The sequence below is a fragment of the Azospirillum sp. ST 5-10 genome, from assembly GCF_051225715.1.
In the GTDB taxonomy this organism is placed as follows: domain Bacteria; phylum Pseudomonadota; class Alphaproteobacteria; order Azospirillales; family Azospirillaceae; genus Azospirillum.
This window is the reverse complement of the sequence record NZ_JBPJSP010000042.1, coordinates 39,051-50,935: the sequence shown is the minus strand read 5'-3', so window position 1 is coordinate 50,935 and position 11,885 is coordinate 39,051. Positions and strand designations below refer to the sequence as shown.

General features: G+C 68.5%; 14 protein-coding genes. All 14 read right to left on the bottom strand.

The features are described 5' to 3' along the window. The coding region (locus tag ACSBPG_RS29415; protein WP_435540812.1) for a hypothetical protein at window positions 1-191 on the bottom strand (191 nt) is incomplete at its 3' end. Next, entirely contained in the window at window positions 191-523 is a 333-nt protein-coding gene (locus ACSBPG_RS29410) for a hypothetical protein (protein WP_435540811.1), read from the bottom strand. The genes ACSBPG_RS29415 and ACSBPG_RS29410, both read right to left, overlap by 1 nt. A gap of 4 nt (window positions 524-527) precedes the next feature. Then, on the bottom strand, window positions 528-980 hold the full coding sequence (locus ACSBPG_RS29405; protein WP_435540810.1) for a hypothetical protein: 453 nt from the start codon (window positions 978-980) through the stop codon (window positions 528-530). 49 nt (window positions 981-1,029) lie between these two features. Continuing rightward, entirely contained in the window at window positions 1,030-2,778 is a 1,749-nt protein-coding gene (locus tag ACSBPG_RS29400; RefSeq protein ID WP_435540809.1) for a glycosyl hydrolase family 28-related protein, read from the bottom strand. A gap of 1 nt (window position 2,779) precedes the next feature. Continuing rightward, window positions 2,780-3,400, bottom strand: coding sequence for a phage adaptor protein (locus tag ACSBPG_RS29395; protein WP_435540808.1), 621 nt, complete (start codon window positions 3,398-3,400; stop codon window positions 2,780-2,782). Between the two features lies 1 nt (window position 3,401). Further along, window positions 3,402-3,914: a hypothetical protein gene (locus ACSBPG_RS29390; protein ID WP_435540807.1), complete on the bottom strand. Its 513-nt coding sequence runs from the start codon at window positions 3,912-3,914 to the stop codon at window positions 3,402-3,404. Then, a complete protein-coding gene (locus ACSBPG_RS29385; protein WP_435540806.1) occupies window positions 3,904-4,599 on the bottom strand; it encodes a hypothetical protein in 696 nt (231 codons plus the stop codon). Before ACSBPG_RS29385 ends, ACSBPG_RS29390 begins: the two co-directional genes overlap by 11 nt. Before the next feature lie 2 nt (window positions 4,600-4,601). Beyond that, window positions 4,602-4,937 (bottom strand): hypothetical protein, encoded by a 336-nt coding sequence (locus ACSBPG_RS29380; RefSeq protein WP_435540805.1) that lies wholly within the window; start codon window positions 4,935-4,937, stop codon window positions 4,602-4,604. Between the two features lie 15 nt (window positions 4,938-4,952). Further along, window positions 4,953-5,894 (bottom strand): DUF5309 domain-containing protein, encoded by a 942-nt coding sequence (locus ACSBPG_RS29375; RefSeq protein WP_435540804.1) that lies wholly within the window; start codon window positions 5,892-5,894, stop codon window positions 4,953-4,955. 13 nt (window positions 5,895-5,907) lie between these two features. Next, window positions 5,908-6,885 (bottom strand): hypothetical protein, encoded by a 978-nt coding sequence (locus ACSBPG_RS29370; protein WP_435540803.1) that lies wholly within the window; start codon window positions 6,883-6,885, stop codon window positions 5,908-5,910. A 73-nt stretch (window positions 6,886-6,958) separates the two neighbouring features. Beyond that, window positions 6,959-7,210, bottom strand: coding sequence for a hypothetical protein (locus tag ACSBPG_RS29365; RefSeq protein ID WP_435540802.1), 252 nt, complete (start codon window positions 7,208-7,210; stop codon window positions 6,959-6,961). Further along, the gene (locus ACSBPG_RS29360; RefSeq protein WP_435540801.1) at window positions 7,207-8,343 is read right to left on the bottom strand and encodes a hypothetical protein; all 1,137 of its coding nucleotides are present in this window, start codon (window positions 8,341-8,343) and stop codon (window positions 7,207-7,209) included. Before ACSBPG_RS29360 ends, ACSBPG_RS29365 begins: the two co-directional genes overlap by 4 nt. Beyond that, a complete protein-coding gene (locus ACSBPG_RS29355; RefSeq protein ID WP_435540800.1) occupies window positions 8,340-10,358 on the bottom strand; it encodes a portal protein in 2,019 nt (672 codons plus the stop codon). The genes ACSBPG_RS29360 and ACSBPG_RS29355 overlap by 4 nt, the downstream gene beginning before the upstream one ends. Window positions 10,359-10,408: 50 nt before the next feature. After that, window positions 10,409-11,884, bottom strand: a complete 1,476-nt coding sequence (locus tag ACSBPG_RS29350; protein WP_435540799.1) for a terminase large subunit domain-containing protein — start codon at window positions 11,882-11,884, stop codon at window positions 10,409-10,411. Window position 11,885: the final 1 nt, after the last annotated feature.

Below are 11,885 nucleotides of genomic sequence, written 5' to 3'. Positions count from 1 at the left end.
GCCGCCGCCGTCGCGTCCGCGGCGTAGTAGAACCAGACCTTCGGCCACTTCACGGCCATGAACGTGCCGGCGCCGGACCCGCTGACCGCCTGCGGAAGCACCACGCGTCCGGAGCGGGCCCGCACCTCCAAGCTGCGCAGGTTCCACGGCACATAGGGCAGTTGGCCGACATCGATCAGGGCATCCGGCATCACGTCTGCTCCAGGATGGACAGCGACACCTCCATGGTGCCGGTGGAGCCCCGCTTGAACTGGAGCGCATCGCCCGCCGCGAGCGTCTGAGGCGCGAAGATCTGCGCCGACTTCCCGGGCGGGATCGCCTCGCCCCCGTTGGTCAGGGGCCGGGCGGTGTTGCTGTCCGAGGCGTCCAGCCAGCGCGCGTAGGGTTCCAGGTCCTCCGACGCGTGGGTGTTCGTGATCGTGTGCGCGAAGCACAGGCCGATCGTCGCCGTCGGCACCACGTAGGCGGAGACGAACGACGTCGAGATGGCGACGCGGGGCGGGGAGACGAAGGTTTCGGGCATGGGGTCACCTGCTCATGGTCAGGGCGAGGACGAGGCCGATGGTGGCGCCGCTGGCGCCGTCGTCGACCAGCCGCACGTTCGTCCCGTCGCACCAGACGTCGCGCGCCTGGCCGTTGGGCACCGACGCGGCCAGGCCCGATCCGGTGGTGAGGATCAGCGCAAAGCCGCCGGTCGTGTCGTTGGAAACCAGGTACCGCTTGGTGCGGGCCGGGATGGTGACGATGCGCGCGGTCGGCGTCATCCCGGTGCACTTCAGGATCGCTTGCCGCGCCTCGTTCTGGATGAACTCGTCGTCGGACAGCGTGACGTCATCGGCCGAGACGTCGACGGTCGCCATGCCGGCGATCATCTCTTCGTGCCGGTCGAACACGGCGTTGGCCTTCTCGCCCCAGGCGTCGTCATTCTCGCCTGCCGCCATCCGCTCCGTTTTCGCCAGCGTGCTGGGGGTACTGGTCATGACGCGAAGATCCTCGCTCTATCGAATGTGCGGCCTGCTGCCGGGCCGCCTAGATCGTCTCGAAACGTGCACCGTCGAACGTGACCATCCCTGTGGCAGGGAACGCCGCGAGGATATGCAGCGTCCCGCTATCGTTCGTGAGGAAGCATGCCGCAGGCTCCCACGTGGGCGTGTAGCAATGGGCAGTAACGTAAACCACCTTCTCCACCGGTCGCGCGCCGACAGGGAATGTGGTGATCAGCGTTCCGGCCGTGTTCGTCCCACCCTGGATTGCTCCTTTCAAAGACACAGACCTGTCGGCATTTAGCCGATAGTACAGGCCTTGTGCGAAGTTGACGTCATTGTCGGCTGCCCAACTGTTTTGAAGCGTCAATTGCTTCCACAGCCCAATCTGAGGCCCGGCCGAGCTGTCACTGATGCGCGGGAACGACGTGAGCGCGCCATCCGTGTAAAGGAGATTGCGCGGACCGAAGCTATGGAAGTTGCCGGCGTCGGACTCAATGACGAGATGGTATTTCCCGTCCGCCTCCGAGACGTACATCGCATTGCGGTCAACGGCGTTGTTCGTCCCGCCACCACGGATGACCACGCACGACACCCTGTCATGCGTGTTCATGTTGTTGCCGATCACCTCGCATGCTGTGCACGCATCGAGGACCACCATGGCATCGTCGGAGCCGGTATAATCCTGGTTCTGCTCCGTCTGGTTCTCCGTCACCTTGACCTGGAAGCCGCTTTCGACCACCACCGCACCACCAGAAGTGGTGATGTTGTTGTGTTCGATGATCTGAGTGGCGGCGCCGGCGATTGGCCGCGTATAGACGCCGACGCCGGCCCCGGTAATGGTGTTGCGCAGGATCTTCAGGCTATCCCCGGACTGGTAGAGACGCACCCCGCCGCCCTGCGACAGGAGCACGTTGTCCGCGATCACCGACGTGAAAAATCCATCGGCGTCCCCGCTCTTGGTCTGGTGGACGCAGAACCCGCCGAACGGCCCGATCCAGTTCCGCTCGATGGCGGACTTTGCCAGAAACTGGCCAGCCCCCAGATCAATGTTGATGCCGTGGCGCGCAGGCGCGCCGGACTGCGGCATGATGCGGACGCCGTGGACGCTCCAGCCGTAGAAGGTGTTCACGTCGTCACCGACGTTGGGGCTCAGGCGGAAGACGTCGATCGTGTCCGGCGTGTCGGACTTGACGACGATTTCCGATTGCCCAAGGGAACACCCGTCCCCGACAATGTTGACCAGGTGTTCCAGAAGAAAGATTTCGGTTCCAGTGGTCGCCCCGACGAGGTACCGCCCCGCCGGAAAGTAGACGTGCCCGCCCACAGCGATGGCGGCGCGAATGGCCGCCGTGTCGTCCGTCGTCCCGTCGCCAGTCGCGCCGAAGTCCTTCACGTTGACACGTTCGGCGAACCGATCGGCGAGTGAACGCGCGGCCGCCGATCCCGTCGCCGTGACCGACGTTGCCGACGCATCGCCGTCCGTGGCAAGCGCCCCAAGCGTGCTTCGACCCGCCGCGGCGTCGGCGTCGTCAAGCAGAGACCGCCCGAAAGCTGTCAGGTCGGTGACGGCGGCAGCGTCGGCAGCCGTGAAGTATGGCAGCTTGTTGGCCGCAGGGGTCACGACGGACAGCGCGGTCAACACTTCGTTGCCCGGTTGCTTGCCGTCCTGAAGGTCGCCGATCAGGTCGGCCAGCGTGCCCACCGTCCCGCCCGTCGGCGTGACGCGGTAGCTGCTCAGGTCCTGGGTGACCGTCTGCGAGACCCCGTCGGGGATGCTCTCCCACGTCGTCATGTCACCACCTCACCCGGGATCGCATCCGCATCGTGCCGCCGCCCCGCTTCGCCCGGTTGTCGGCATCGATCAGGGCTTGCAGGGCCCGCACCTTGAGTGCTCCCCAGGTCGGCACCCGTTCGTCCTCATCCAGCAGCGGCGCCGCCGCTTCCAGCGAGCCGAACAGGTAGGCGTTCGGAGCGGCCGCCAGCAGCCAGTTCGTGGTGACGCTGTCCGACAGGGCCGGGATGGCGCTGTAGTAGGCCAGTTCGCCCGTGTACGAGGCGCCGCCGGGGGCCGGGTAGAAGGCGAGCTGCTGGCCGATCACGGCGAACGCCCGCGGCCTCCCCGTCGCCCAGGTCGCGCGCAGCTGGTCGAACTGCACCTCTCCCAGCAGCTCCAGCGAGCCGCCGCCGTCGCCATTGATCCTGAACGACACCGCCTCGAGGAAGTCATCAGGCGGAAGCTCGTATTCATTGCTGATCGAGGCCGTCGCCCGCTTCACCATCTCCCGCAGCCGAAGCACCTTCCCGGCCTCCACCTCGAACAGGCGGATGAAGTCGGGGATCTGCGTCGTCAGGTCGGACCGATTCAGCCAGTCGGCGACCGACGCCTTGAGCTCCCCATAGGTGCCGAGTGCCATCTCATGGGCCCTCCCACTCCGGCGCCCCGTACTGCCGGCCATCCGGCGCCAGGGCGCACCCGTCCGGGAACCGCAGCGATACGCCGCGCCCCTTGGCGATGCCGAGCAGCCATCGGAGGTTGGCGTGCTGGTAGGCGTAGCCGTCGACCGCGTCGACGCCCCACAGGCCCAGCACGTCCACCCCCTCGGCGACGGCGAGGCCGACCATGTAGGCGATGCTCGAATGGAACTCCCGGCCGCACACCCCGATCACGTCCAGCAGGGGATAGGCGACGCTGCAGGGGATCGCCGGGTGCGCCGCGCGCATGTAGACCGGGCAAGGCGATGCCGCCAGGAACGCCACCGGATCGGACCCATAGCCTTCCGCCGACGGCGTGGCGTGCATCTCGAAATACCGATCGGCGCGCGGCGGAACGTCCCAGGCGAGCGCCCACACCTCCCACGCCGGATCATGCCAGGGGGCGAGGCCGCGGGTGGCCGCCGACCGGCCGATGATGGCGACCTTACGCGGCATCGCTCCGTTCCCGCAGAACGGGCGGCGCGGTCTTCGCCGCGTCGCGCGAGGCGTTCGCCATCGTGTGCGTGTAGTGGATCTCCCCGACGTGCTCGATCCCGCGCGAAAGCACCTGATCGACCATGACGGGGATGCCGGCCTCGCGCAGCTTGCGGCAGAAGTAGACGTCCTCGCCGATGACGCGCGGCGTGCCGGGCGTGTGCTGGAAGCAGAAGAACGGCATGTCGACCGCGTCGTACACCCGCATGTCGGTCAGCATCAGCCCCATGCCGGCGTGGGACACCTCCACCAGCCCGTCGGCGTCGTCGGGCGTGTAGAGGGGGCCCGTGTAGTCCTCGCCGTCGACATAGGCCGTGGGGATCGTCGGCAGGCCGGCCCGCCGCGGGTAGTTGCAGGCGACCACGGGCAGGTTGTGGCGCAGCAGGCGTTGAATGCAGTCGAAGGGCGCCACGATGTCCGAGTCCCACCAGAGCAGGTGCGTCGCCTCCCGGTGCATGGCTTCCGCGACCAGCCGGTGCCGCACGTCGGGCAGGATGGAGCCGGACACCTCCACCACCTCGACGTCCTTCCGGCCGCCCTCGTAGGTGGCCTGGCAGAAGCACGCGACCGTGTTCGCCACGCTCCACAGCGTGCCGGCCGTGACGTTGCCGCCGGTGGGGATGGCGATGACGACGTTCAGGTCCATGGTCACAGCCTCTTGATCCGACCGTGGTACGAGACGCGGAAATCCCGGTTCGCCGGGTCGTTCGCCCACCGTTTCCACGCCGCGTTGTCGTGGAACCAGCCTTCCATGAAGGCCCGGTTCAGGACGTCGAGCGGCACCACCGCCTCGAGCCGCAGCCCGTCCGCCCGCAAGCCGCCTTCGTTGTCGGCCGCGTCCTTCGCGGCTTCCACCAGGCCGGCGCAGTCCTCCCGGGTCTCGACGGTGAAGCCGTCCGGGTGGTCCGGGTCATAGTGGAAAACCTCGGCGACACGGTGGACGCCGAGGTCGTAGTGATCCAGCAGGGCCGTGCGGTTGCTCATGGGCCCCCCGGCCGATCAGGAGGTGGTGAGGTCGGCGGCGACGCCGTGCGCGGCCTCGTTCGACATCTCCAGGCACCATTCGACGTTGAGCATGGCGCGCTCGGCGTCGCCGGTCTTCGCCAGCGGCGTGCGCTTGAACGGGCGCAGGTAGGAGATCTTCGCGTACTCCGGATCGAGCACGAACGCCGACCGCTCCCGCTGGAACCGGTTCGGCACCACGCGCAGGTCCCCGAAGTCGGAGGCGTAGAGGCTGGCGGCCGCCATGATCGTCTTGGCGCTGACGTTCTGGCGGGCGCTCGCGCGGCCGGTGAAGTCGCTCACCTTCTGCTTGTTCACCGGGCCGACCATGATCAGGCTCGGGTTGCCGCCGGAGGCGTAGCACTTCTGAATGACGTCCTTCAGGATCGTCTCGGTGAAGGCGCGCTGCGTGCCGTCGGTGGGCGCGGCGGTCGCGGCGGTGGCCTGCGCGCCGTTGGTGGCCCGGTTGTCGTTGGTCTGCAGCCAGGACTCCAGCGCGCGCGTCTTGCGCGGCGTGGACTGGTCGCCGGCGACCTGCCCCTGGGGCCCGGTCACGATGGCTTCCATGTCGCGCTTCAGCTCCTTGGAGCGCTTCGCCATCTGATAGGCCATCTCGTCCTTGCGGCCGGCCTTGTCGACGGCCTCCTGGGTGCCGCTGACCACGACGTCCTTCTCGGAGATCTGGCAGTAGTTCTGCGCCCGGGTCGTCGGGGCCGAGGTGGAGCCGGTGACCGTGTTCGCCTCGACGACGGCGTTGCCGGTGTTCACCGCGGCCAGGCTGTCCGTCTGCCACTCGTGCAGCACCGCCTTGGCCTTGCCCTTGCCCACCGCCGACATGAACGGCGTGTCGGCCGGGCTGATGTTGTAGATGACGTCCGTCAGGTCCTCGCGGTTGCCCACCGCGTCATAGGTCTTGAACGAGCCGGTGACAGCGGCCATGGATGTGCCCTCCTCAGATCATGCGGCGAAACACCGCGGCGGCGTCTTCCACCCGCCCGGTTCGTGCGAGACGCTCCTTGGCCTTGGTGATCGCGCCGCCGTTGCCGGCCCCCGCCTTGGAGGCGCCCGGCTTCAGCGGCACCGGCCCCGTGTCGGTCCGGTTGCGCCGCAGGTCGCTGCGCTTGCCCACCATCTCGTCGTAGAGCATCGCCTTGCGCAGGACGACCAGGGCCCGGTGATCGGCGACGCCCTCGAGCTCGCGTTCGGTGAAGCCGCTCTTGCGGCCATAGGCGCGGATCTTGGCGACGTCGGCCGTGCGCGTGGCGTCGTCCTTCCACTCCGGAAGCGCCTGGAGCAGCGCCCCGAGCTCGCGCTCACGCATGGCGTCCAGCGCCTTGCCCGCCTCGGCCCGCTGCGCCTCCGTCAGGCGCGTCTGTTCGGCCTCGACGGCGCGCAGTTGCTCCTGCCGCATCTGGTGTTCGGCCCAGGCCGCGGCGAAGCCCTGCGGGTTCTCGGCCCTCAGCCGGTCCCAATCGGGTTCCTGCACGGTGAGCGCCTGCTTGAGCTGGGGGAGCAGTTGCGCATACAGCGCGCGCTCTTCCCGCACCGCGCGGAACTCCGCCTCGACCGCCGGAAGCTGCTGCTGGAACTGGCGCGCGGCGACGTAGCCGCGCACCGCCTCGTCGTGGCTGATCTCGGAGCCGTCGGGCAGCTTCAGCTTGATCGCCGCGGCCGGGGCCGGCGGCTCGCCGCCCTCCCCGCCTTCGTCACCTTCGCCCTCGTCACGGCCCTCGGCGCCTTCGTCGCCCAGGTCCCCGCCCTCGTCGTCGCCGTCGTCCAGGCCGTCCGCGTCGTCGCGGCCGTCACCAGAGTCCGAACCGGCGGACGCATCGTCGCCGTCATCGCTCCCGCCGGAGAAGATGACGGAAAACGCGTCGGCCGCCTGATCGAGGCTCAGCCCGGACTCGCCCGCCGGGGTCTCGTCGTCCATAGGAAGGCTCCATCTCTGGGACCGGGCGCCTCACGGCGCTCAAAGCCATATATGCATCAATGCTTGAAAGCGGTCAAGTATTCCTATCTCCGCGCGCCTTTGCGAACTCACCCCTCGACGACAGGACTCGAAGCTTATCGCGCACGGCGTCAACCGCCTTCAGGCGGACGTAGGCCGCTTCACGCCTGTCCTTCTCGTCGTGCTTGCTGCCCCTGATCTCCGCCAGGCACTCCGCCTCGATGTCGGCCAGGGCCCGCACGAACACCGCGTCCTCGAGGATCTCCTTCGCGCGGCGCCCGGTGCTGATCGCCTCTTCCGCCGTCATCGCCGCCCCCTCTGCCGCTGGAGAGCCGCCAGGATTGGGTTGGCCGGGGTCTCCGGTTGCGCCTCCGTCGGCTTGGCGGCATAGCTCAGCAGCCCATAGTTGGGGCCGAACCACTGGTGTTCGCCGCCGAAGCCGTACTGCCGCAGGTCGCCCGCCGGCATCTGCGGCGTGACCACCGGTGCCGCGGCGCCCGGCGCCGTTCCTGCTGTCGGCGCGAACGGTGCCCCCGCCACAACACCCCCCACGCCGTCGTTGCCGTCGCCCCCGACGTCGGGCCGGCCGGGGTCCATGGCGCCCACGGTGCCCGATGACGCCGGCGCGCCGCCGGCCGTGGTCGTCGCCCCTTGCGTGCCCGTCGTCGCGCCCGTCACCGAGCGCCCGAGCTGGTCCAGCGTGCTGTAGCCCGGCGTGTAGCCGCTCAGCTTGGCGCCCAGCCCGATGGCGGCCGCGACCGGCGCCAGGCCCGCCATGCTCAGCGCGCCGAGCGCCGCGTTCTCCGGGCTGAAGCCGATGGCGCCTTCGCGCATGCCGGTGGTGGTGTTGAGCGCCGTGCCCGGGGCGAAGCCGGCGAACGACAGCAGCCCGCCAAGCGACGGCTGGAAATCGATCGTCGCCGGCGCCCTCGTGTAGTTGTTCACGAACCCCATGTCCACCAGCCCGCCGCCTTCGGTGCCCGCCGGCGCGCCCAGCGTGTCGTATCCGCCGGTGTAGCCGCCCAGCGTGTCGGTGGTGACGCTGCCGCCGATGCCGTCGGCGTAGCCGCCATATCCGCCGTAGCCGTCCCCACCACCGCCGACGCCGGACGTCCCGCCCCCGGCGTCGGACGCGGCACCGGGATCGCCGCCGCCGTTGGCGCTGCCGTCGCCGGAGCCGCCCGGCCCGGAGCCGGTGCCATCGCTGTCCGAGTCCTCGAATTCCTCGGCGCCCGTCTTCGGGTTCCGCGGGCCGGCCTTGTCGCCGACCGTGTAGCGCCGGACATCGAGGCCCTGCTTTTCCAGGAGCCTCAACAGCCCCGGCGTCACGTGCCGGCGGGGAATGACCATCTCGCCGGGCGTGACGTGCGCCACCATGCTGTCGGTCCCCCGGCCGGCCTTGGCCGCCTTCTCGACCGCGCTCAGAAGCCCGCCCCTCATCCCGCCTGTCCTCCCATCTGCACCGGCGCGCCAAGGTTGCTGCCCCCGCCGAGGCGCATCATCATCTCTTCGCGCTTGAGCTGGAATTCCGCGACCATCTGTTCCCGCCGCAACTGCATCTCCGCCTCGAGCTGCCGCTCCTTGAGCCTCAGTTCGGCCTGTTGCTTCTGCGCCTGGAGCTGGAGCTTCGCCATCTCCGCCTGTGCGTCGGCCTGCGCCTTGACCGTCGCCGCGTCGGGCGGCGGCGGCGGTGGCTGCATGTTCGGGTCCACCCGCTGGAAGAACCGATCCGCGTCCTTGAACCCGTAGATGGCGCAGATCTCCGCCAGGGTGTCCCGGAGTTGGCCGAGCGTCACGAGCGGGTTGTTGAGGCCGAACCTGCCGAGGATTTCCCGCTGCGCCTGGAGGATCATCCCGAGGCCCTGCATCCTCTGCTCTTCGGTGCCTCGCCCCAGCCCGACGTTGACGGTCACGTCCATGTCGGCCGCCCACCCCCGCGGGTCCATCGGCACCCACTGCCCGCGCAAGCGGATGGTCTTCGCCCGGTCCTGCCGCTGGACGATCAGCCGGAGAATGCCGCGGAACAGCCTCACCAACCCGTCCTCGGCGAAGTTGCGGGCCAGCATCTCGATTTTGGCCTGGCTGCCGGAGATCGTGGCCGCCACGCCGGCCCGCGTCGTCGACTGCAGCGCATCGGCATCCAGCCCGAGCGTGGCCTTCGACACGCCGGTGCGCCCCTCCTTCACCTCGTCGAGATAGCCCAGCACCGGGAGCGACTGCCCGGCCACGAAGGGCACCGCCACGGGCGCGATCACGCCGGCCGGCGGCCCCTTCGTCCGGATGATGCGCCCGAGATCGGTCGACAGCACCTCGTTGACGTCGACGAGCTGGTTGTCATCCACCGCAAGGCCCGGATCGTTGGCGAGAACCAGGTTGTCGAGGGTCTGGCGCACCACGATGGACTTGATGCGCTGCAGGTCCATGGTGACGTCCGCCACGGACTCCCCGAAGAACTTGTGCGGGGTCAGGAACGGGGTCCAAGAGGCGAACGGGTGGTCATCCACCGGTTCGTCGTGCAGCACCTTGTTGGCGCTGCCGCCCACGCAGACGCGCCGCAGCTCGGCGATGCCGTCGCCGTCGCGGTCGACGAACATGAAGATTTCGGAATACATCACCCGGCGCTGCGCCGGATCGAGGACCGACGCGTCGTTGCCGACGGTCACGTCATCCTGCCGCGCCAGCCTCTCTTCCGACGTGTCCAAGCTGTCGTCGCTGCCGAGCTCCGACACCTCATCCCAATCGTAGCCCATCGCGACCAGGTCGGAGATGGTCACCTCTCGGCGCTGGCCGATCAGGCTGAACTCGGTATCGGACCGGGCGTCCTCGTCGATCAGGAATTCTTCCGGCGGCACCGGCCGGATCGTCACCCCTTCGTCCCATCGGACCGTCCGGATTTCCAGCGACAGCGTCCCGTCCGGCGCCGCGTCCTGCGACACCACCTCGACGTCGGGTTCCGACAGCAGCACCAGGGCCTCTTCCTCGCCCAGGCCGCTGTAGCGGTTCGTGGTGACGCACCGCTTGCGCTCCCACGCATACTTGACCACCCCGACCTTGGACAGGAGCCCGTCCTTCGCCCAGGTGATCAGGTTCCGCCAGCCGGGATTGCGATCGAAGAAAATCCAGTTGACGTAGTCGGTGGCCTGTTCCGCCATCGCCTCGTCTTCGGGCCCGTGCGGCACGAACTCGACCAGCTTGGAGGTGGAGTAGAAGACCCTCGCCAGCGATGGAAGGATGGCCTCGACCGTGTCGCGCACTTCGCGCATCACGGCATCGCTGCGCCCGTCCTGCTCATCGCCGAACGGCTTTCCCAGGAAGTACTCGAGCGCCTTGGCCCGCTCCGGCGCGATGTCCTCTTCCTGGTAGGACACGGCGTCCGTGATCGCCGCGGCGACGATCGCCTGGAAGTCGTCATCGTCCATCGGTTCGGGGCGATCAACCACGGCGCCACCTTCCATTCATTCCGGATCGTGGGTAAATTATCCCATTATTGGCATTATGGAAAGACCTAAGTCCGCGGGTTCATGCGGACACCCGGAAGCCGCCGGACCAAGGGGCGGGAAAAGCCCCTGTAGACGGTGGCATAGCGCAGCATCATGCAGGCGTAGCGCGTCGCCGCCATCAGGTCGTCCCGCTTCTTGACGATCACCCCGTCCTTCCGGTGGTAGAGCCTGAATTCTTCGAACCAGTCCGCCAGATGGTCGAACACCTTGAACCGGCCCGTCTGCATGCGGGTCAGGATGTCCAGGATGCCGGCCTCGACGCCGCTCGACCCGTCGTCGAACGTCGCCCGGTTCGGCAGCATCTTGAGCCCCTGCGCGGCGTACTGCTTCGCGAGCTGTTCGCCGCTGCCCTTGTCGTGCTGCAGCCCGTCGTGCGGCCACGCCCAGGGCAGCCAGGCGCCCCACGGCTTCAGCGCCGCCGCATGGACCATCGGCGTCGCTTCCGGCCGCCGATAGCTCCTGTGGACGTAGACCACGTCCGCATCCCGATCGTGCGCCAGGCCGACCGCGGCCGTCGGGTGCCCCCACCCGAAGTCGAGCCCACCAATCTGCGCCCAATGACCGGGCACGGCGAACGCCGGCACCGCGATGTCGGTTTCCGCCACCTCGGCGAACACCCGGCCGGACCCCAGGATCGGTATCCCCCGCGTGCGCGCGTCGCGCTCGTGCAACGGATAGCTGGCGATGATCGCCGCCTTCTCGTCGGCGGTCAGGTGCTCGACGTCCTCGATCGTCATGTTCGTGACGTGCCGCGCCGGGCTTTCCGGTTCGGGATAGAACATCCCGACCACGTCCGACATGCCGTTGAGCGGCGTGAACGTCATCCACGCAATCCCGCCCGTGGTGTTGGTGCGGGTCAGGCCCTCCGTGTAGATGTCCATGGGCGGCTCTTCGTCGAACCAGACGAATTGCAATGTCTCACTCTGCCACTTTTCACGTCCCATCTCGTAGGACTTGAACGTCAGCGTGGAGTTCTTGCCGCTGACATGCCTGATCGCCACCGTGTCGACCGCGTTGGGGGCCGACCGCGACGACGTCGGTTCGCCGACGATCAGCCTCTTGGGGATCATGCCAGTGCCCAGCGCCGACGGGTCGCCCGGCCGGCCGAGCAGCAGGCGTTGCACGCCGTCCCGCGTGGTGAATGACGTCGGCGAGCCTGCCCACGCGGCGCCGGCGTCCCGGAACCGCCGGCCCTGCCACCACTCCGGATACAGGCCGGTCAGGTGACAGGCAGCCTCATAGGCGCCCGAGTACGTCTTGCCGAGCTGGTTCCCCGCCATCAACAGGCGTTCGCGCTTCGTCGCCCCGGCCGCGTGGAAGGCTGCCTGTTTCAAGTAAGGCCGGTACTCCTCCATCCGCCGGAACGACACCTCCCGGTTGGCGGCGTCCGCCAGGGCGGCGGCGTTCTCCGGCGTCGCCAACTCGACCAGGTCGGGCGGAAGCGCCGGGGGCTTGCGCCGGAAGTTGTCGCCGCGGGGCATG